Annotated in this window: 20 protein-coding genes and 1 pseudogene; 8 read left to right on the top strand and 13 right to left on the bottom strand. The window is 70.1% G+C overall.

Translation table 11 applies throughout. The annotated features are described in order from the left end of the window. Positions 1-23 precede the first annotated feature (23 nt). Together ABZ374_RS24255 and ABZ374_RS24250 are read left to right on the top strand one after the other, a co-directional pair. Positions 24-347 carry a DUF2470 domain-containing protein gene (locus tag ABZ374_RS24255; RefSeq protein ID WP_360314375.1) on the top strand — a complete coding sequence of 108 codons (324 nt, stop codon included), beginning with the start codon at positions 24-26 and terminating at the stop codon, positions 345-347. A gap of 271 nt (positions 348-618) precedes the next feature. Next, positions 619-2,085 carry an MDR family MFS transporter gene (locus tag ABZ374_RS24250; protein ID WP_360314373.1) on the top strand — a complete coding sequence of 489 codons (1,467 nt, stop codon included), beginning with the start codon at positions 619-621 and terminating at the stop codon, positions 2,083-2,085. 76 nt (positions 2,086-2,161) lie between these two features. Here ABZ374_RS24250 and ABZ374_RS24245 read toward each other — a convergent pair whose 3' ends face one another. Both ABZ374_RS24245 and ABZ374_RS24240 read right to left on the bottom strand, forming a co-directional pair. Then, positions 2,162-3,364, bottom strand: coding sequence for a DUF1214 domain-containing protein (locus ABZ374_RS24245; protein WP_360314371.1), 1,203 nt, complete (start codon positions 3,362-3,364; stop codon positions 2,162-2,164). Positions 3,365-3,386: 22 nt separating this feature from the next. Continuing rightward, positions 3,387-4,640, bottom strand: coding sequence for a sulfotransferase (locus ABZ374_RS24240; RefSeq protein ID WP_360314369.1), 1,254 nt, complete (start codon positions 4,638-4,640; stop codon positions 3,387-3,389). A 247-nt stretch (positions 4,641-4,887) separates the two neighbouring features. Between ABZ374_RS24240 and cysC the strand changes: the two genes are divergently transcribed. Further along, complete coding sequence (gene cysC, locus ABZ374_RS24235; protein ID WP_020555338.1) at positions 4,888-5,478, top strand: adenylyl-sulfate kinase; 591 nt, start codon at positions 4,888-4,890, stop codon at positions 5,476-5,478. A 153-nt stretch (positions 5,479-5,631) separates the two neighbouring features. Here the strand turns inward: cysC and ABZ374_RS24230 are convergent, their stop codons facing one another. The 4 genes from ABZ374_RS24230 to ABZ374_RS24215 all read right to left on the bottom strand — a co-directional run bounded on the left by ABZ374_RS24230 (position 5,632) and on the right by ABZ374_RS24215 (position 10,199). Then, a complete protein-coding gene (locus ABZ374_RS24230) occupies positions 5,632-7,302 on the bottom strand; it encodes an MFS transporter (protein ID WP_360314367.1) in 1,671 nt (556 codons plus the stop codon). Positions 7,303-7,644: 342 nt separating this feature from the next. Beyond that, on the bottom strand, positions 7,645-8,670 hold the full coding sequence (locus ABZ374_RS24225; RefSeq protein ID WP_360314365.1) for a TIGR03617 family F420-dependent LLM class oxidoreductase: 1,026 nt from the start codon (positions 8,668-8,670) through the stop codon (positions 7,645-7,647). Beyond that, positions 8,667-9,518 carry an enoyl-CoA hydratase-related protein gene (locus ABZ374_RS24220; protein WP_360314363.1) on the bottom strand — a complete coding sequence of 284 codons (852 nt, stop codon included), beginning with the start codon at positions 9,516-9,518 and terminating at the stop codon, positions 8,667-8,669. The genes ABZ374_RS24225 and ABZ374_RS24220 overlap by 4 nt, the downstream gene beginning before the upstream one ends. Before the next feature lie 60 nt (positions 9,519-9,578). After that, on the bottom strand, positions 9,579-10,199 hold the full coding sequence (locus tag ABZ374_RS24215; protein ID WP_360314361.1) for a TetR/AcrR family transcriptional regulator: 621 nt from the start codon (positions 10,197-10,199) through the stop codon (positions 9,579-9,581). Between the two features lie 200 nt (positions 10,200-10,399). On the opposite strand from ABZ374_RS24215, the gene ABZ374_RS24210 reads away from it, so the two are divergent. Further along, positions 10,400-11,845, top strand: coding sequence for an MFS transporter (locus ABZ374_RS24210; protein ID WP_360314359.1), 1,446 nt, complete (start codon positions 10,400-10,402; stop codon positions 11,843-11,845). A gap of 93 nt (positions 11,846-11,938) precedes the next feature. Further along, entirely contained in the window at positions 11,939-12,754 is an 816-nt protein-coding gene (locus tag ABZ374_RS24205) for a coniferyl-alcohol dehydrogenase (protein ID WP_360314357.1), read from the top strand. 91 nt (positions 12,755-12,845) lie between these two features. Here the strand turns inward: ABZ374_RS24205 and ABZ374_RS24200 are convergent, their stop codons facing one another. From ABZ374_RS24200 to ABZ374_RS24190, 3 genes are read right to left on the bottom strand one after another with little or no spacing between them, the layout of a single operon-like run. Beyond that, the gene (locus ABZ374_RS24200) at positions 12,846-13,484 is read right to left on the bottom strand and encodes an HD domain-containing protein (RefSeq protein ID WP_360314355.1); all 639 of its coding nucleotides are present in this window, start codon (positions 13,482-13,484) and stop codon (positions 12,846-12,848) included. 58 nt (positions 13,485-13,542) lie between these two features. Then, positions 13,543-14,775, bottom strand: a complete 1,233-nt coding sequence (locus tag ABZ374_RS24195; RefSeq protein ID WP_360314353.1) for an FAD-dependent oxidoreductase — start codon at positions 14,773-14,775, stop codon at positions 13,543-13,545. Then, on the bottom strand, positions 14,772-14,978 hold the full coding sequence (locus tag ABZ374_RS24190; protein WP_360314505.1) for a ferredoxin: 207 nt from the start codon (positions 14,976-14,978) through the stop codon (positions 14,772-14,774). Before ABZ374_RS24190 ends, ABZ374_RS24195 begins: the two co-directional genes overlap by 4 nt. Positions 14,979-15,499: 521 nt before the next feature. Between ABZ374_RS24190 and ABZ374_RS24185 the strand changes: the two are divergent. Beyond that, positions 15,500-16,438: pseudogene (locus tag ABZ374_RS24185) on the top strand (AraC family transcriptional regulator ligand-binding domain-containing protein); the annotation flags it as partial. Between the two features lie 80 nt (positions 16,439-16,518). Here ABZ374_RS24185 and ABZ374_RS24180 read toward each other — a convergent pair. Together ABZ374_RS24180 and ABZ374_RS24175 are read right to left on the bottom strand one after the other, a co-directional pair. Continuing rightward, a complete protein-coding gene (locus ABZ374_RS24180) occupies positions 16,519-16,716 on the bottom strand; it encodes a DUF397 domain-containing protein (RefSeq protein ID WP_360314351.1) in 198 nt (65 codons plus the stop codon). Beyond that, positions 16,695-17,492: a helix-turn-helix transcriptional regulator gene (locus ABZ374_RS24175; protein ID WP_360314349.1), complete on the bottom strand. Its 798-nt coding sequence runs from the start codon at positions 17,490-17,492 to the stop codon at positions 16,695-16,697. Before ABZ374_RS24175 ends, ABZ374_RS24180 begins: the two co-directional genes overlap by 22 nt. Positions 17,493-17,765: 273 nt before the next feature. Between ABZ374_RS24175 and ABZ374_RS24170 the strand changes: the two genes are divergently transcribed. Continuing rightward, the gene (locus tag ABZ374_RS24170; RefSeq protein WP_360314347.1) at positions 17,766-18,017 is read left to right on the top strand and encodes a hypothetical protein; all 252 of its coding nucleotides are present in this window, start codon (positions 17,766-17,768) and stop codon (positions 18,015-18,017) included. Beyond that, the gene (locus tag ABZ374_RS24165; RefSeq protein WP_360314345.1) at positions 18,014-18,565 is read left to right on the top strand and encodes a hypothetical protein; all 552 of its coding nucleotides are present in this window, start codon (positions 18,014-18,016) and stop codon (positions 18,563-18,565) included. Before ABZ374_RS24170 ends, ABZ374_RS24165 begins: the two co-directional genes overlap by 4 nt. A gap of 128 nt (positions 18,566-18,693) precedes the next feature. Here the strand turns inward: ABZ374_RS24165 and ABZ374_RS24160 are convergent, their stop codons facing one another. Both ABZ374_RS24160 and ABZ374_RS24155 read right to left on the bottom strand, forming a co-directional pair. Further along, positions 18,694-19,077: a hypothetical protein gene (locus ABZ374_RS24160; protein WP_360314343.1), complete on the bottom strand. Its 384-nt coding sequence runs from the start codon at positions 19,075-19,077 to the stop codon at positions 18,694-18,696. A 391-nt stretch (positions 19,078-19,468) separates the two neighbouring features. Beyond that, positions 19,469-19,948, bottom strand: coding sequence for a MarR family transcriptional regulator (locus tag ABZ374_RS24155; protein ID WP_360314341.1), 480 nt, complete (start codon positions 19,946-19,948; stop codon positions 19,469-19,471). Positions 19,949-20,176: the final 228 nt, after the last annotated feature.

Raw genomic sequence — 20,176 nt, 5'->3', positions numbered from 1 at the left:
CCCTATCGCCGGAGGCGACCCGCATGAGCGAGGCGACCGTCAACCCGTTCGGAGCGGACGCGATCACCGCCGTCTGCAAGCACATGAACGACGACCACCCCGAGGACTGCCTGCTGATCTCGCGCGGTCTGGGCGGGCAGCCGCAGGCCACCTCGGCCACCATGACCGGCCTGGACGGCGACGCGGCGTACTACTCGGCGATCGTGGCCGGCGAGCCGATCGCGGTACGAGTGCCGTGGAGTCGCTCGATCACCGAACGGCGGGACGTGCGGATCGAGGTCGTCACGCAGTACAACGACGCCTGCAAGGCGCTGGGCCTGCCGGCCCGCGGCGAGGGCGAGCACTGAGCCGCGAGTCTCGGCGAGCCCCGACGCGCGGGGAACCGAGGCGCCGGCCGGCCCGACCACCTACAGGTCGGCCCGATCGTTTGTAACAAGCGTCACGCCGACGGCCCGGGAGGACTTCCTCCCGGGCCGTCGGCGTTGTGCATCCGGTGTGTGCGGCAGCGTGGGGGCCGGGAAAAATAACCTGCGGGCTGCACTTGTACAAAAAGATATAGTGAGCTTCGCTCAGTATCAGGCTCCGCCCGCTTCCCCCAAAACGAAGGCCGTCTGCCGTATGCCGCCCATATCCGCATCCCGCCTCAGTCAGAAGGTCGTGGTCGGCGCCGTCTTCGTCGCCGCGATGTTCGTCAACATCCTCGACATCACCATCATCAACGTCGCGCTCCCCGCGATCGGTCGCGACCTCGGCGCCTCCCAGGCGAGCCTGGCCACGGTCGCGGTGGGCTACCTGGTCAGCCTCGCGGTGTTCATCCCCGCGTCCGGCTGGCTGGGCGACCGCTTCGGCACCAAGCGGATCTTCCTGATCGCCCTGGCCCTGTTCACCGGCGCCTCCGCACTGTGCGGACTGGCCCAGAGCATCGACCAACTGGTGCTGTTCCGGATCCTCCAGGGCGCGGGCGGCGGCATGCTGACCCCGGTCGGCATGGCGATGATGTTCCGGGTCTTCCCGCCCGAGGAGCGGGTGCGCGCGTCCCGCATCCTGATGGTCCCCACCGCGCTGGCCCCCGCGCTCGGTCCGGTGCTCGGCGGCCTGCTCGTGGACAGGGCGTCCTGGCACTGGGTCTTCTACATCAACCTGCCGGTGGGTGTGGCCGCGTTCGTATTCGGCCTGATCTTCCTGGAGGAGTACCGAAACCCCAAGGCCGGTCGCTTCGACCTGCCCGGCTTCGTGCTCTCCGGGGCCGGCTTCGCACTGCTGATGTACGCGCTGAGCGAGGGCGCGACCAAGGGTTGGGGCTCGCCGATCATCCTGTCCACCGGGATCGTCGGCCTGATCCTGTGCATCACCATGGTCTTCGTCGAACTGCGGGTCAAGGAGCCGATGTTGCATCTGCGGCTGCTGCGCGACCGGCTGTTCGTCAGCACCAACGTGGTGTCGATGGTCAACTCCGCCGCGTTCCTGGGTGTGCTGTACGTCTTCCCGCTGATGCAACAGCAGGCGTTCGGCAAGTCCGCCCTGGAGACCGGTCTGCTCACCTTCCCGGAGGCGTTCGGTGTGGTGATCGCCACGCAGTGGGTCTCCCGGCTGTACCCGGTGGTCGGACCGCGTCGGCTGATGGCGGGCGGCCTGCTCGGCATCGGCGCGTGTGCGGCGCTGCTCGCCCTGGTCGACGGCGACACCTCGTCCGCGCTGATCGTGGTGCTGATGTTCTGCACGGGTGCGTCGATGGCGCACGTGATGATCCCGATGCAGGCGGCGGCGTTCGCCCGGACCGCGCCGGCCGACAACGGTCGCGCCTCGACCATCTTCAACGTGCAGCGCCAGCTCGGCTCGGCCCTGGGCGTCGCGCTCCTGGCCAGTGTGCTCGCCGGAATCGGCACCATGACGACGCACTCCGGCGGCGCGCCGAGCCCGAACCTGCACGCGTACCACGTGGCCTTCCTGGTCGCCGCGGGCCTGGCGGTCCTCGGCGCGATCGCCGCCCTGACCATCCGCGACGGGGACGCCGCGTCCACCCTGCGCAAGAAGACCGAGATCGTTCCCGCCAGGACGCCGGCCGTCGAGAAGGCGACGGTCTGACCCGGCCGATCGTGGGCCGGCGGCCGGCCGCGCGTCCGCGTGGACGCACGGCCGGACCGGCCGGGCTGTACCCGGGTCAGGCCCGAAAGCGCCACGAGACGTGGGCGGAGCGCCGCCGCATCGAATCGCGGCGCTCGGGCTCGTCCACCGTGCGCGTGCTCGGCACGAGGTGCTCGCGGACCTCGCCGCGCGGGACCACCAGCGCCCGCACGGCGGGCTGTTCGCGCGGGTCGAGCCAGCGGTGCGTGGCGAAGACCTCGGTGCGGCCCTCGGTGTCCAGCCAGTTCGGCACCCCCGGGTCCAGCGCGCCGATCACCACCCGGATCAGCCCGTCCGGGTCGGCCTCGGCCTGCACGTGGTTGAGCGAGGTCTGCCGGTTGGCGAAGTCGAGCGACTCGAACCAACCGGGGCTGTACAGCTGGAGATCCCACTGCGCGGAGACGCGGGGGTCGGTCTCCACGATCAGCACCTGATCGTCCCTCAGCCGCACCCGGGCGAAGCCGTAGACGACCTCCTTGACCCCGCCGGCCACCGTGGCCGGGGTGCTGAACGTGTTCACCGGCTGCCGGTCGCCGGTGGTGCGCACCCAGTCGTTCCACACCTCGATCGAGTTCTCCACCGATGTCGCGGCGCCCTCCAGCATGCCCGCGACCCGCTCCGGGGTCACCCGCGCGGCCGGTCGTCCCTGGGTGTCCAGGCGTTCCAGGGCCAGCATGGCCGGTTGTTCCGGCTTCCAGTCGAAGTAGTAGTCGCGTACGTGCAGGACCCTGGCCTCCGGCGTCAGCCGGACCCAGTTCCCGGGTTGCTCGACGGCGCTGAGGATGATCTCGACGGTGTCGCCGGGGCCGACGCCCAGCGCGGTCGAGGAGGTCTCCGCGACGATGTCGGTCCGGCCGGAGTGCATGTCCCCCGGCTTGACCTGGAGGACGAACTTCTCGCACGCGTTCATGGTCACGGTGAGCCGGTACACGCCGTCCCCGGCGATCGGCGCACGGCGGGCGTTCTGGTCCACGTTGGGCCCGCCCCAGCGGTACGCCAGGTCGTTGTGGGTGAAGAAAGCCGGGTTCTGCGGATCGGTCGCGGCGAGTTGGTAGGTCAGCCAGCAGGCGACCTGGTTGGCCAGATGCCGGATGCCCTCGGCCCGGTCGGCGTCGGTGGCGCCGGGGAAGTCGGCCTCCAGGATGCGATCGCCGAGCGCGGCCATGCGCTCGCAATAGGCACGCCACGCGGTGCCGTCGACGACGTCGTGCGCCGGGTCGGACCGGCCGGGTTCGTTCACGCGGAGTTCGTTCGACTGCACGTCAGATCTCTTCCGTCGGGACCAGGAACCGCTTCTGATAGTCCGTCAGCCGAGATCGTACGTCCTCCCGACGCAATCCGAGGTCCTCGAACGCGTAGTTGTGCCGACCGTGCCTGCCCTGCGGGCGCTCGGCCAGGTGCGCACGCATCGCGTCCTCGGCCTCGCCGGTGAGGTCGAGACCGAAGGTGGTGTACAACTCGCGTACCACCGCGAGCGGATCGCGCATGAAGTCGGCGTAGGCCGAGTCGTGCCAGTCGCCCTCCGCGACGCGGCCCGCGTCGCGGAACGCGGTCAGTCGGTCGTAGGCGGTGCACCACAGGTCGCTCTGGGTGCGGGCGACGTCGCGGATGTCGGACGGATTGCCGTACGCGTGGTGAATCGTGGCGATCAGGCTGCTCAGCGACGCGAGCACGGTGAGCGGGTCGCGATGGGTCACCGCCAGCCGCGCGTCGGGGTAGACGTCGACCAGCGCGTCCAGCGTGAGCAGGTGCGCGGGCGACTTGAGCACCCAGCGGGTCCGCCCCGGCGTGCGCCGCTGGAGGATCTGCAGCACCAGCCGGTGGTAGGCGTACGCGGGCCGCATGTCGCACTCGGCCAACCACGCGGCGTAGGAGGGAATCGCGAACTGCCCGGTGAAGTCCTCGGACCGGAACGCGAGCGCGTGGGCGCTGATGCACTCCTTGGGCAGCGTGCCGCTCTTCTCGTGGATCGCGTCCATGGCCGGCACCGCGCCGGTGATGAAGCGGATCTCGCGCTCGGCGAGCCCGATCCGCGGGTCGGTGTCCCGGGTCGCCGGCTCCGGCGGCGGCACCGGGCGCAGGAACTCCCAGGTGGTCGGCACCCGGTTCGCCGGATCCCGGGCCAGCAGCGCGTGCAGGATCGAGGTGCCGGTACGCGGGCCGCCGGTGACGAAGATCGGCCGGTGGATCGGCTCGTCGAGCACGCCGGGGTCCTCCCGTACGTAACGGGCGATCTGCAGTCGCACCTCCAGCAGCCGGGACACCCAGGTGTGGGCCCACCAGCGGCCGACCCGGTCCAGGTTCGCCTCGTGCTCCAGCGCGTACAGCAGCCGGTCCAGCCCCTCGCGAAAGCCCGGGTCGTCCTGATCCGGTCCGCTCAGGCCGGTCCTGGCCCGCGCCTCGCCGAGCAACACGTCGGCGGTGAACGGCCGATCCAGGTCGTCGGTGAGCGGCGGGATGTCGCCGGCGGCGAGGGTCTCGGTCCAGGCGGCGCGCTGCGGTGGTGTCCAGGGCATGACTGGGCGTCTCCCTCATCCTCGGTTCACGGTCGGACGCCGAGTCGGCGCGACCTCGCCGCAGATTAGCTCTTTGTGAAGGTAAATCTGAAGAGCCGTCAGATACTTGTCCGCAGGTCGTCGTGCGGACGGTCGACGAGGTCCGTCACGGGACCCGACGATCGTGGCCGGGCGGCGGCCCGGATCCGGGGCGCGGGACGGCGCCCCGTACGGTACGAATCCTGTGGATCGATGTGGATGGAGAGTCGTGAGCGAGCGCAACGTGGTCTGGCACGAGGGCGGAGTGACGCGCGAGCAGCGTCCGGCGCCCGGAGCGACGATCTGGTTCACCGGCCTGTCCGGCTCGGGCAAGTCGACGGTCGCGGTGATCGCCGAGCGGCTTCTGGTCGAGCGCGGGATCACCGCGTACCGGCTGGACGGCGACAACGTGCGGCTCGGGCTGAACGGCGACCTGGGCTTCGGTGCCGAGGACCGCACCGAGAACATCCGTCGGGTCGGCGAGGTGGCCCGGCTGTTCGCCGACGCGGGCGTGATCGCGATCGTCCCGGTGATCAGCCCGTACCGCGCGGATCGAGACCGGGTCCGCGCCCTGCACGCCCGGGACGGTCTGCCGTTCCTGGAGGTGTTCGTGGACACCCCGATCGAGGAGTGCGAACGCCGCGACCCCAAGGGCCTGTACGCCAAGGCCCGGCGCGGCGAGATCGGCGACTTCACCGGCATCTCGGCCCCGTACGAGGCCCCGGAGAAGCCGGAACTGCGACTCACCCCGGCCGACGGCGACCCGGAGCAACAGGCGGAACGGCTGCTGGCGCTCCTGGAGACGCTGGTCGCGGGCTGAAAGGTGCCGTCGGACCGGCCCGGCGGTAGGTGACGTGCCGTCAGGGCCCGGGTATCCCCCTCGGATACCCGGGCCCTGACGCCGTGTCGGATCGCGCGCGGCGGGCGACCGACCGATCCGGCGCCCACCGCGGCGCCGGATCGCGGCCGCCGCTCAGTGCAGCAGGCCGCCCGTGGCGGGCTTGCGGCCGTGCTTCATCACCAGTGCGATCACCAGCGCCAGCACGCCGCACGCGATCAGGATCCAGAAGCCGGTGGTGAAGGCGTCCGTGGTGTACGTGCAGCCTCGTACGTCGCACGCGTCGTTGGTGGCGGTGCCCTGGCCGGTCGGCGAGGGACCGGTGATCCGCAGGCGGTTGTTGGTGAAGATCGGGGACAGCAGCGCGACGCCGACCGAGGCGCCGAACGACTGGGCGACCACCAGCATGCTGGACGAGATGCCCTGCTGTTCCTGCGGTACGGCCTCGATGATCAGGTTCGGCGCGGCGGCGTAGTACATCCCGAAGCCGATGCCGTAGACCACGCCGCAGAGCAGCATGAGCTGCCACGAGTCGTGCAGGAACAGGTACATGAAGCCCGCGACGGTCAGCGTGCCGACGCCGACGATCATCGGCATCCGCAGCCCGCGGCGCTGCCCCCACAGACCGGCCAGCGGGCCGGCGATCATGCTGGACAGGGACTGCCAGATCAGCACGTGCAGGGCGAGGCCGAGCAGGGTGAAGCCGAGCGCGTAGTCGAGCGAGTCGTTGAACGAGACGGCCGCCTTGACCTGGTCGGCGATGCCGGCCCACATCGCCTCGGGCGCGCCCATCGCCTTGGCGCCCTGGACGGCGCCGTCGCCGTACTTGTCCAGGGTGCTCTGCTTGACGTCGTCCGGGGTCAGGCCCATGTAGCTGGTGAGGTAGTTCTGGATGCCGATGATCATGTTCGCCAGGAACGCGATCCCGAGCACGAGCGCCACCCGCGGGGCGGTCAGCAGCTTGAGGTCGATGATCGGGTTCTCGACCCGCTTCTCCCACAACACCCACGCGCCGATCACCAGGACGCCGAGGATCGCGTATCCGAACGCGGACGGCTTGCCCCAGCCCCACGCCTGACCCTGGCTGATGTAGAGCAGGATCAACGCGAGCCCGACACCGAGGATGACACCGCCGACGTAGTCCACCTTCTGCGGCACGCGCAGCTTGGACTCCGGCACCACGACCAGCAGCAGCGGGATCAGCACGAGCATGTAGACGACCAGGAACCAGAACAGCGAGCGCCAGGAGTAGTGCTCGGTGAGCAGCCCGCCGACGACCGGCGCGAGCGCGGCGGAGAGGCCGAGCCCGGTGGCCGAGACGCCGATCGCGACCGGGATGAACTTGCGCGGCATCAGGTCGCGGATGAGCCCGTATACGACTGCGGTCATGCCGAACGCGACCGCCTGGAGCGCGCGGCCGACCAGGAACAGCGGCCACGAGCTGGTCAGCGCGCAGATCAGCGAACCGAGCAGGAACGACACGCTGGTCGCGAGCAGCAGCCGCTTCTTGCCGTAGACGTCGGAGAGCTTGCCGATCAGCGGGCTGACCGCGCCGCCGACCAGGCCCAGGATCACCACCATCCACGAGATGCTCTCGCCGACGGACCGGAAGGACGGGGCGATCTCCGGCACGGCGGAGGAGATCATCGCGTACTGGAGCGGCACGACCTCGGAGAACATGACCACGACGGCCAGGACGGCGAAGACTCGGCCCTTGGACACCCCCTCCAGTCGACCGGTGTCGACCGAGGATGGGTCGGATTCGGGCTCCGGCGGCTTCGCGGATACTTCAACGGTCGCAGACATACCGGTACTTTCCGTTCTGTGCAGGGGCGCGCGCCGGACACGTGTCACCACTGCGACACGTCCGGTTTTGTACGGAATTTTTGGGGGCAAAGCGCCGCTCGGCCTCGATGGGGCGGGCGTGCATCTCGTGGACGCTACCAACCGGATCGGTGCTCTCCAGCCGAACTGTTTGACAGTGTTTAGCACGGCGCGGAGGCGCGGGGAAGAGCAATGACCGGGTCGACGGGTATTCGATCCCGATATGGGGTAGAAAATCCCTGACGACCCGTCAGCTCACTGTCGTGGTCGGACCCCGACCGCTCCCCCGCCCTCCGTTCCCGATTCCGTGTCCCTACGTTTTCCTCAGCCCAGGTCGTGGAAAGCCGCGGCGACCTCGGTCCAGCGTTCGACCGACTCGGTGTCCTCGCGCCACGTGCTCACCGCCGAGTACGCGACGACGCGCGTGGCGACCCCGCGGTATCGGCTCATCAGGGCCTGCGCCAAGCCGTCCCAGGGCGCGGTCACCGTCAGCGTGTCCAGCACCTCGTCGTCGATCGCGGCGGCCATGCCGGCCCGGTCCTTGGCGCCGAAGAGGCGGTGCAGTCGGGGCTGGAGGTCGTCCCAGCCGTGCGTCTCGAAGACCTTGGCGTAGCCGGGCGTCGAGCCGTAGAAGGCCAGCCGCATGCGCAGCTTGGCGCGCTCGGCCTCGATCTCCTCCTCGGTGTCGCCGGTCGCGGTCATCACCGGGCAGACCAGCGCGAAGTCATCCGCCGCGCCGCCGGCGGCGAGTTCGGGACGGACCACCTCGTGGATGTAGCGCACGCTGTGCAGCGGGTGGATGTGCAGGCCGTCGGCCGCCTCGCCGATCATCCGCAACATCCACGGATTGACCCCGGCCAGGTAGATCGGCGGGTCGGCGATCGAGCCGCCCGGCGTCCATTCCGGCGTCATCAGGGTGAATTGATAGAAGTCACCCTTGAAGCGCAGCCGTTCCTCGCCCCGGAAGGCCGCCCAGATCGCCCGCAACGCGCCGACGTACTCGCGCAGTCGCGGTCCCGGCCGGTCGAACTCGGCCGAATAGCGCCGCTCGATGTGCGGTCGTACCTGGGTGCCCAGGCCCAGCACGAAGCGGCCGCCGGTGGCCTCGGACAACTCCCAGGCCGCCGACGCGGTGACCATCGGGCTGCGCGCGAACGCGACCGCGATGCCGGTGCCGACGGTCAGGCTCTCGGTCGCCAACGCCGCAGCGGTCGCGGCGGTGTACGCGGTGCGACCACCTTCGGTGAGCCATAGCCCGTCGAAGCCGGCCCGCTCGGTGGCGGCTGCGGCGCGTTGCATGCCGCGCAGGGTGAGGCCGGCTGCCATGACATCGAGCTGAGGGGGCGTCACTTGTTCTCCTGTACCGAGGATTCGGCGGATTCCGCTTCCGCCGCGCGTACACGGTCCCACGCGCCGGTGACCGTGCCGGTCCAGCGCGGTGCGCGCCGTTGCGACCAGGCGCGCGGGCCCTCGCGCGCGTCTTCGGTGCCCATCAGAATGCGGTGATAGGCGGTTTCCAGCCGTTCCACCTCGTCCGGGCCGGCGTCCGCCCACAACAGGCGCTTGGTCAGCGCGGCCGATACCGGGTGCACGTTGGTGGCGATGTCGTGGGCGATCTCCATCGCGGCGGGCAACACCTCGTCGGCGGGCAGCGCACGCGACGCGAGCCCCAGCGCGAGGGCCTCGCCGCCGCGGAACGTACGCCCCGTCAACAGGATGTCGGCGGCCACCGCCCGGGACGTGGCGGTCGGCACCGTCCAGTGCGACTGGGCGTCGGGCACCATGCCGCGCCGGACCTGGGGAATCGCCAACTTGGCGTCCTCGGCCACGATCCGGATGTCGCACTGCATCGCCAGGGTGAACCCGATGCCGATCGCGTGCCCGTTGATCGCCGCGATCACCGGCTTGCGCACGGCCCAGGCGGGCGGCTGTACGGGCGAGGCGCTGAACGCGCGCGGACCGGCGCCCGACCGTTCCCCCGGCCCGGCGAAACTGTCCGCGGCCGGCGACATGTCGGCCCCCGCGCAGAACGCCCGCCCGGCGCCGGTCAGCACCACCGCCCGCACCGCGTCGTCGGCGTCGCAGCGCGCGTACGCGTCGCCGAGGGCGGCACCCATCCCGCCGGAGAACACATTGAGCCGGTCGGGCCGGTCGAGCGTGACGACGGCAACCCCGTCGTGCATGGCGAACTGGATCACCCTGCGAAGGTAGGTCGAGTCCTTGACTAAATCAAGTGACGATGCCCGGAGTCGACGCCGTCACCGGACCGGGCGGACCAGCGGCAGGACCACCTCGTCGACGATGCGTTCCAGGAAGGCGTCGTCCAACTCCTCCGGGGCCGTGAGGTTCTGATGGACGAGGACGGCGATCCCGACGCGGGCGACCAACGGGGTCGCCGCCCCGGGGCGCACGTCGCCGCGGGCCTCCCCGGCCCGCAGGACGTCGAGCATCATGTTTCGGGCCGGTGCGGACACCCGCTCGCGGATCAGCTCGTGGGCCTGGGCGAAATCCTGCTTGGCCTGCCGGAAGCCGGTGTCCGCGCCGACCGTGCAGGCACCGAACATGAAACGCAGGATCGAGAGCACGTCGCCGCGCAGGTCGCCGACGAACTCGACGTCCTCGGCGACGGGCAGCCGGTCGCGGAACGCGTCCAGGAGCAGGGCCTGCTTGTCGGACCAGCGGCGATAGAGCGGCGCTTTGCCCGTACCGGCCGCCGCGGCCACGCCGTCCATCGTCAGGCCCGCGTATCCGACCTCCAGGATCTGGTCGAACACCGCCTGGTAGATGGCCTGTTCGAGGGCACGTCCGCGCCGCCGGACGGGTGTCGCGTCCCGGGCAAACGGCTCGTCGGCACTCTGGCGGTCGGTACGGGAGCCCAACGCGGGTCACCTCTTTCGGGTCGTACCCCGATTATCCCCGAACGCTTGTAAGAGACTCCAGAGTCTCCTAAGCTCGCCATAAGAGACGTTCTCGTCTCTTGGTTTCGGCCGTTCCTGCCGTTCCGGCACTCGTCCGCGCGCCGCCGGGCGCGCCGATTCGCGCTGCCCGAATCCCAGCTTCGTACCTCGGGGGTCTCGCCATGTCCACATCCGCCGCCACGCCCAAAATCGGGCCACCATCGAGCGGGTCGGCTTCGGCCGCACCGCGCCCCGGGCTGGTCCTGGCCGTCATCACCGGTTGCATGTTGCTGATCGGCATCGACGTCACGGTGGTCAACCTCGCACTGCCCCGAATGGGGGACGCCCTCGACATGTCACGCGCCTCCACGTCATGGGTGCTCAACGCGTACACGCTGGCCTTCGGCGGCTTCCTGCTCCTCGCCGGCCGACTGGGCGACGTCTTCGGCCGCAAACGCGCGTTCATCGCCGGCGCCGGACTCTTCACGCTCGCCTCACTGCTCGCCGGGTGTGCGCCGTGGGCATGGTGGCTGATCGCGGCGCGTGTGCTCCAGGGTCTGGGCGGCGCGCTCGCCGGGCCGAGCACGATGGCACTGATCGTCAGTACGTTCGAGGGGCAGGCTCGCGCGCGGGCCATCTCCTGGTACTCCGCCGTCCTCGGCGGCGGCGCGTCCGTCGGGCTGGTGCTCGGCGGTGCGCTCACCGATCTCGCCTCGTGGCGTTGGGTGTTCCTGATCAACGTGCCGCTCGGCGTGCTGCTGATCGTGCTCGCGTCGCGGCTGATCACCGAGCCCGCGCGGGTCCGCACGGATCGGCCGCGGCGGTTCGACCTCGCGGGCGCGCTGACCGGGACGGCGGGCATCGGCGCGCTGGTGTACGCATTCATCCGCGCCGCCTCGGACGGTTGGCGCGATCCGCAGACCATCGCCTCGCTGGTCGCCGCCGCGCTGCTGCTGGCCGCGTTCGTGCTCGTCGAGAAGCGCACCGACGAACCGCTCACGCCGCTGCGCCTGGCCACGCGCGGCACCCTCGCGCGGGTGCTGCCCGCGATCACGCTGGTGGGCGCCGCGATGTTCAGCGTGCTGTTCCTGTTGGCGCAGTACTTCCAGGAGGCGCGCGGCTTCAGCCCGGTCGAGGCGGGCCTGGCCTTCCTTCCCCTGATGGGCCCGCAGTTCACCGTGGCGCGCCTGTCGCCGGCGCTGGTCCGCCGAGTCGGTCCGGCCTGGCCCGCGGCGGTCGGCGTGGGGATGGTGGCGGTGGGTCTGGCCTGGCTCGGCCGGCTCGGCGAGCACGACACCTACGTCGGCGGCGTCCTGGGACCGCTCCTGCTGATCGGGGCCGGCGTCGGTGCCGCGATGCCGACGATGAGCACCTACGGCATGTCGGGCATCGACCCCCGCGAGTCCGGCGCCGCCTCGGGCCTGATGCAGACCATGCAGTGGATCGGCGGCACGCTCGGACTCGCGGTCTGGGTCACGGTGTTCGGCGCCGCGACCCGCGACCGGTCGGCGGGCGAATCCGCCGAACACCTGTTGACCCACGGGATCGCCACGGCGTTCGGCGCGGCGGCGATCTGCGCGGCGGGCGGGTTCCTGGCCTCGCTGGCACTGTCACGACGCCCGGCCTGACGCTTCGCGGGGCGTGCGCCGAGCGGATTGTTGACCAGATCAAGGAGTGATCCTAGGGTCTGACCAACCATTGTCACGAGGGGACTTCTCACCATGACCAACCCGTTCGGGTTCGAGGGTAAGCGCGTTGTCGTCACGGGGGGCTTCTCGGGTGTGGGGGCCGCCCTGGTCGAGGTGCTGGCCGAGCAGGGCGCCGAGCACATCACCGTGCTCGACCTCAAGGAGCCGACCGGCTCGGCGCACACGTTCGTCCGGACCGACCTGTCGGACGCCGCGTCGGTGGACGCCGCCGTCGCCGCGATCGACGGCCCGGTGCACGCGCTGTTCAACAACGCGGGTGTGGCCGGCACGCTGCCCGCACCGACGGTGTTCGCGATCAACTACCTCTCGTTGCGCCGGTTGACCGAGGCGCTGGTCGCCAAGGGCGCGCTGCCCGAGGGTGCCGCGATCGTGAACACCGCGTCGATCGCCGGCATTTCCTGGCCGGCCCACCTGGAGGCGATCAAGCAACTGCTCGCGATCGAGGACTGGGACGCCGCGCAGGAGTGGCTCGCGGGCAACGAACTCGGCAGCGACGCCTACAGCTACAGCAAGGAAATCGTCCAGGTTTACACGATGCACTACGCCCGCACGGCCGCCGCCAAGGGCCTGCGGATCAACAGCGTGTGCCCGTCGCCGATCGACACTCCGCTGCTGCCGGACTTCCGCAAGACGATCTCCGACAAGGTGATCGACTGGAACATCTCCCAGGGCAACGGCCGCCTCGCCACCGGGCGCGACGTCGCCCTCGCCCTGGCCTTCCTGGGCGCGGACGCCTCCGGCTTCCTCAACGGCGTCAACATCAACCTGGACGGCGGCTTCAACGCCGGACTCACCGTCGGCAACATCGACTTCTCCGGCCTGGCCTAGTACTTCGCTCCATGAGGTACTCCGGTCGCGCTCCACGAGCGTGTCCTGCGGATGCCCCGGGGCATCCGGGGCATCCGCAGCGCTCGTGGGGTCACTCCGGCCAGTCGGAGTCCTCCACGATGCCGACGAAGTTCGGGCGCACGTAGCCGGGGGAGAACCGGTCGAGGACGTCGGCCTTTATGTTGCCGAAGGTGGTGGCGGGCTTGGGGGCGATCCCGTCGGTGAACGCCCGGAGGATGCGCCGCTTGAAGTCGGGGCGCGGATGCGCGGCGACCACCGCGGCGCGCTCCTCGGCCGAGACGTCGTGGTAGCCGATGCCGAGGACGTCCAGTTCGACACCCGCGGTGGTCAGCGCGATGACGGGATCCATGTGGGTGGGGATCTCCGGCGTGGTGTGCAGGGCGATCGCCTCCCAGACCAGGCGGGCGTCCTCGTCGGCGATGCCGTGCGCGACGAGGAAGGCCCGGGCCTCGTCGGCTCCGTCGATCTCGAAGCGGCGGCCCGAGGCCCGGTGCGGTTCGGTGAGCCCGATGTCGTGGAACATGGCCGCGATGTAGAGGAGTTCCGGATCGGCTGCGACGCCCAGGCGGCGCCCGTGCAGCGCGCCCCACAGGTACACGCGTCGCGAGTGGTGGTAGAGAAGGTCGTCGGTGGCTTCGCGGACGAGTTCGGTCGCCTCGGCGGCGAGCCTGCTGTCCGGGATGGCGATGTCGGCGATGTGGATGCTCATCTGCTGCTCCTTGTGGGATGGGACCGTGCGGCTGCCCGCGGGGGCGGCCGAAGCGGCTTCAGACCCGGGCGAGTTCGGCCTCGGCCAGCACCCGGCGGTGCGCGGCGATGCGACTGTTGCGGCCGATGGCGACCGCGCCGACGAAGCGGCCCTCACGGTGGTAGGTGACTTCCAACGTGCGGTCGACCAGGTTGCGTTCGAGGGTGCGCTCCTCGTCCGCCGAGGCCGGCAGGCCGACCCCGCGGAGCGTGATGCCGTGCAGGTCGCACCAGAAGGACGGGATGGCGGTCAGGGGGCGCGCGGCATCGCCGTGCACGAGCGTGCGCGCCGCGACAGCCGCCTGTTCCACGGCGTTGCTCCAGTGCCCGAGCGAGCTGCGGTTCCCGTCGTAGACCGCCGCGCGCGACGCGGAACGCGAGTCCGAGTTCGGTGGGTGCGGGTGCGGAACGACCGCGACGTCGCCGGCCGCGACGACGCCCGGCATGGGCGTCCCGTCGATCGACAACACGCGCAGTCGCTCGTCGCACCGGACGCCGCCGGCCAGTGCGATGCCGGACCCGGCCAGCCACGCGACGTTCGGGACCGCGCCGAGGGCGAGAACCGCGATGTCCGCCGCGAGTTCGGTGCCGTCGTCGAGACCGACCGCGGTCAGCCGCCGACCGCCGACCAGCGCCTTGACCCGGTACCCGGGGAGCACTCGGATGCCGGCCGAGTCGTGCAGACGGGTGATGAACTCACCGGCGGCGGAGCCTACTTGCCGCACCAGCGGTCGGCTTTCCGGGACCACCAGCGTGACGTCGAGGCCGCAGGCCCGAGCGGCGGCCGCGATCTCGCTGCCGAGGAAACCGCCACCCACGACGACGGCCCTGCGGCCGGGCCGCAGATCGACGCGCAACGACGCGGCGTCCTCCCGGGTACGCAGCGTGTGCACGCCGGACGGCAGGGGGAGGAGTGCGGCCGGCACGCACGCGGCGGCACCGGTGGCGATGACCAGTCCGTCGTACGGGAGGTCGCGTCCGTCGGACAGCCGCACGGTCCGGCCGTACGCGTCGAGGCCGTCGGCACGCGTGCCGAGGATCCAGGTGGCGTCGAGGTCCCCGGGCACCGGAAGATCCGTCGCGGACACCGGCAGAGCATCCGTGAGCTGCTTCTTCGACAACGGAGGCCGGTCGTAGGGCAGATGGGACTCGGCGCCGACCAGGACCAGCTCGCCGGCGAATCCTTCGGCGCGCAGCGTCTGCGCGGCCCGGAGGCCGGCCAGCGACGCGCCGGCCACCACGACGCGCTTCACGCCGCGGCTCCCAGGGTGCCGAGGATGCCGATGGCACGGACCGGGCACATCGCCGCCGCGGTGCGGACCTCGTCGAGACGGGCGTCGGACGGCTCCGCTTCGTAGACGAGGTAGTCGTCGTCGTCGAAGGCGAAGACGTCCGGCGCGGCGAAAACGCACTGGCCGTGGCTCTCGCACAGGTTCATGTCCACGGTGATGCGCATCATCGAACTTCCTTTCTTTGGCGGATGTCAGGCGACCGGCGGGGCGAAGCGCGAGTGCCGGCCGGCTCGACGGCGATCACGGCGACCCGGGTCGGCCCGGCGAGGACCCCGGCGAGGTGGCGGTGGTGGGCGGATGAGTGGCGGCCCGGGGACCGCCGTTTGGAAGAAGCCGCAGGTCGGGGCATCGACGGGGTCGACACTCGGACGGCGTGTAGATCTCCGGGCGGATGGCGTCCGGGTCGAGGAACGCGAACTGCCGTCACCGCTACGGCCGGGGTGTTCGCGCTCGGCGCGCCGGCGTCGTTCATGGCAGAGTTCCGTTTCCGTTCGCAGGGGTGCGCCGGCCCGGCCGGGCGGATATCCGCGCTTCGGCTCTACCTCGAACGTATGGGCGCCGCGTACCGCCGACGAGGGGCCGAACGCGCCAAACAGGGGCTCCGGCGCACCAACGGGAACGGCTCGGATGATCTAGCCTGGGAAACCGTGCTCAACGGAACCTTCTCCGCCCGTATGGCCGCTTCATGCTGCAAGTCGCCCGCCGGGCCGGAATGCCGCCCAAGCGGCTCGAACGCCTGCCCGGGTTCGAGGACGGCGTGCTCGCGGACGACTTCGTCCGGGTGCCGACCACCGCCGCGCTGGTGCTGTGGGAGGAAATCATCGCCGGCCGCCCTGCCCCGGGCGCCGGACTGCACGCCGCCGCGATGGCCCCGTTGGGATCCTTCGGCGTCTGGGACTACCTGTTCACCTCGGGCGCGACACTCGCCGAATCACTGGCGAGCGCGGGCGGCTACGTCACGGTCATCGGCGACCCGGACGCCGAGCGCATATCCGTCGTCGACGACGGCCGCCTGCTGACCCTGTCCCACACCACCGGCCCGGCCGGAGCCGATGTGGTCGCCGCGATAGAGCAGTTCGCGGCCGTGCTCTTCACCCGGCGCGCGACCGAGGCGCTGCGCCGCCCCGTCGCCCCCGTGCACGCCGCCTTCCGACACGGCACACCCGCCGACACGCGCGCTCCGGCCGATCTCCCGGGCACCCGCAGCATCGAATTCGGCGCCCCCGCGAACACGATCACGTTCCTCGCCGACGACGCCCACGCCCCGCTCCCGCACACGCAGCCCGGCCTGCGCGAGGTCCTGCGCCATCACGCGGAACTGTCCATCGCCTCCGCGAAATCCGTCCTGACCTGGCACGCGGTCCTTCGTATCGCGCTGGAGGCGGCGTTGCGCGACGCCGACCTCTCGCCGGCCACCGTCGCCCGCCGGATGGCCACCAGCCCCCGATCCCTGCAACGCCGGCTCGGCGAGCACGGAACGACCTGGCGCGACGAAGTCCGGGCCACCCGCGAACAACTCGCCCCGGACCTGCTCCGCGACGGCACCCTCCCCGTGCGCGTCGTCGCCGCCCGCACCGGATTCAGCGACGCGCGGGCCCTGCGTCGTGCCATGCACAGATGGCAGGGCGCCCACCCGCCGACATCCGCAAAACCCTCGCCGACCCCACCCGCCCCCTCGACCGGTGAACCCGAAGCACCCCGCCGTCAGCCGCGCAACGACGCCGCGAGCACACCCCACGAAGCGGCAGGCACGACCAGGAACCCGACACCCGGGTCCTTGCTGTCACGGACGGGCACGATGCCCGGGAAGTCATCGGCCACTTCGACACACGCGCCTTGATCGTCGTTGCTGTAACTCGACTTACGCCAGGCAGCGGTGCTCAGATCGAGGATCGTGTGCATGCCTCGTACTCCTTGATTGCGGCGCGGATCATGGTTGCCGATTCCCTCGGGGTCAGGGCGTAGGCACTCACCCGATCGTAGGTCCGTTTGCGCATCGTGACGACGTCCGGGTCCTCAAGAATCTGCCCACTCGCACTGCCTTCCACGTAGATCAGTGACGTGCCGTCTTCCAACTCGATCACGATCTGCGTCGCCTCACTCAGGCCGAATTCGCCACGGCAAAGGGGCAACACCCGGGCGGTGCCGTGCGCATGGTCCATCATCGGCAGGAGGGCAACAAGTTGTTCCGCCATGACTACCGGTCCACCGATCCAGCGGCGAAGGACCGACTCGTCAAGGATCGCCGTGAAGTAGGGGCTTGGGTTTTTGTCGAAGATTGCGCGTCGGCTCATCCGGGCGGCGACGCGCGCTTCGATCTCTTCGTCGGTTGCTCCCCGGTCCGCTTCCCGGAAAACTGCGCGGGCGTATGCCGGGGTCTGAAGCAGTCCGGGAATGCGGAAACCTGCCCACTCCCTCAAGCCGAAGGCGTCGTTCTCCAGCCCCATGTATTCCAGGTACCGATCCGGGAACCGCACGCCGCGCAGCATCTCGAACAGGGCGGTGAACAGTCCGTTCGTGCCGAACGCGGCATCGAGCTTGGGGCACAACTCTTCGGGAACCGGGCTGTCACACGTTTCGAAGCGGCTCATCGATGCCTTGCTGTAGCCCACGACGTCGGCCAACTCCGTTACGGACATGCCGGCTCGCGTTCGATGCTCGCGAATCTGAGCGGCCACGCGTTGGCGTGGTGATCCGTTTGTCGGATCGGTCCGACGCTCCCGGAATCGCACGCGCGTACCCCTCTTTCGTTCCAATCGGATCCGCAACGGTGGGCTGCTTCAAAGGCTAAACCGAAGGGCCGATCCTGAACCACAGAGTGGCCGAATAACCACCTACTGCAATCGCAGCGGCGCTCCGCCACGAAGAGGGATGGGGTAGGGGGCGAGTGAATGCCTGGACAGCGTCTCGCCCCCTACGTGCCCCGCAACGAGAAGGGACACGTCATCAAGATGACAGATCGAATCGGCTGGACCCAGCGAAGCTCGGCACGCGTGTCGACGCTGGATCGCGATGCGCAGGACGAGCAACTGCTCCTGCTGGTCCGGAAGTGGGTCGACGGACCGGACGCCGAGGCTCCCCCGCGCCCACCTGCCTCGCGCCCGACGCTGCTTCGGCGGCTGCGTTCGCATCGGCTGTGGCGGGCCTGGCGGTTGTCGGTGCGGTCTCGCGCGCCGTACTCGGGTGGGCGGGGATCGCGATGAGCGCCCAAGGGCGAGTCTCGGGGAGTACGCAGGAGGATCTCGACAAGGGCCGCGCGTTCTTCGAGCGCTACCGGCACGCGTGGTGTCGCGACGCGTACTCGGGCCGCGAGGGCGTGCTGATGGACGTGCAGGGTCGGCAGGTCTACCTACGCCTGCGAGTCGGCATCGAATTCGTGTGCCACATGCGGGACTTGGTCATCCTCCGGCCCCCTCCCCCGGTCCTGCACGCGCGCGTCGCCTACGTCGGGGCGGAAGACGCGACGAAGCGACCGAACGGCACGCTCATGGAGATGTGGGCCGTGGACAAGGGCACGTTGGCCGTCGTGCAACCACCGAACGGTCACGCATGGTTCGCCCTCCTGGCAGACCTCGAACGAGCCGACTGCCCCATGGGCCCCGTGGCGGAGTGGGCAGATCCGGCGGACGGTTCGACGCCGGACGCCTCGACCAAGGGCGACCACCCGACCGGTGCCGTGCAGCCGCCCTCACCCGCGCCGTGCGTCACCCCACGAGCTGAACAACGGTCACCAGAAGCTCACTTGTCGTGATCTGGTAGATCACGATGACGCTTCCGCAGGTCGCCGTGCGCCTGTCCTTGCTGTATGTGGCACTGGACCCGGACCCGTATGGGTCGTTGGCGATGCGGGCCATGCCGTTGTCCAGGTCTCGCCGCTGGCTACTCGGAAGATTGCGGCGGGCCTTCTCGCAATCGGGAGTCCACTTGATCGAGTACGTCCGCACGATCCACCCCCATGACGACGGCCGCTTCCGCTTCCTCGTGAATCCCCTGCACCCAGTCGTGGATCCGGCGCATGGCCGCCGGGACCGGTGTGGGTTTCTCCGCCCATCGATACAGCGTCAGGGGCATGTCACGAGCGGGCGTGTGCTCGATCTCGTCCATGAACTTGGCGCGTTGCTCTTCCGGCAGGGACTCACGGATGCCTGCGATCGTGGCCGGCAGGGTGTACCACGTGCCGTCCACGAGGGTGACGAACAGGCGCCCGCCGTCGTTGTCGGGCGCATCGGGATCGCGCTCGTGTTCGTCGCCGTGTTCGTCCATGAGCGTCCTTCGACATGAGTTACGGTCCGACTACAGACAGTGTGCATGCTCGGATGCCCCTTGTGAAGACTCCGACGTGCCACGGCGAGAAGAGCAACGGCACGCGCGACGGCAGGCGACCCGATCGGCCCGAAACCTCCCCCGACCCCGATCGCACCCCCGCTCACACAATGGCGGCACGGCGCGGAGAACCACGCCGAGTTCCCCGGCTCGGCGCGGCAGGGGTCGGTTTCGGCAATAGGCGCCGATAAATCGGCGACCGTCGGGTGATCCGCGCAGTCATTCGTGCGGCGGCCGGCCGGCGAATTGCCAGGGCTCCTTGTCGAATGTCACCGACAAGGAGCCCTGGCAATTTGGGATATGACGAATAGTCAGGCGGGTCGAGGTGTGCTCAGACGGCGGGGTCCTCGACGGCCGCGGGGATCTCGCCCTCGGCCATCTCCTCGACGAATCGCTGCAACAGCGCGGCGAACGTCTCGCGGTCCGCGTCGCTCCAGCGGTCGAGCATCTCGCTCATCCGCCGGTCCATGACGTCGTTGAGCCGGCGCCGGACCGAGTCGCCGCGCGGGGTGAGCGAGACGAGGCTGACCCGCCCGTCGTCCGGGCTGGGCGAACGCCGGACGTAGCCCTCCCGCTCCAGTTGGCCGACCTGGCGCGCGGTGGCGCCCGGGTCCATGTTCGTCATGCGCGCCAACTCCCCCATGGGGAGCGGGCCTTGCTTCTCGATGCGGCGCAGCAGCACATAGGCGGGCTGCGAAATGGTCGCGCCCGCCGCGGCGGCCTGGCCCGCGTATACTCGGCGGCTGGCGTGGCGCCGAAGCAGTGCCTCCAGCGCCCGCTGGATCGCTTCGACGTTTTCGGTGGAGTTCACCCGGCCATGATAGCAGTCCTTGACTGCGTCAATTTAATACTGTGCGATAACGTGCATAACTCGGAGCGGATTCCGAGCCCGCCGCACATCGCGGCCGAAGGCGGCCTTGGCGAACAGGCGGACAGCGGGCGGCCGGGCGAACGAACAGGGCTTCGACTCCGGAAATACCGCGCGGCGGGGTCCGCGGCGCGCCCACCGACGCACTCGCGATCATGTGTGATCACACTT

Source organism: Embleya sp. NPDC005971, from assembly GCF_040629175.1.
Taxonomy (GTDB): Bacteria; Actinomycetota; Actinomycetes; order Streptomycetales; family Streptomycetaceae; genus Embleya.
This window is presented reverse-complemented; position numbering and strand designations above follow the sequence as displayed.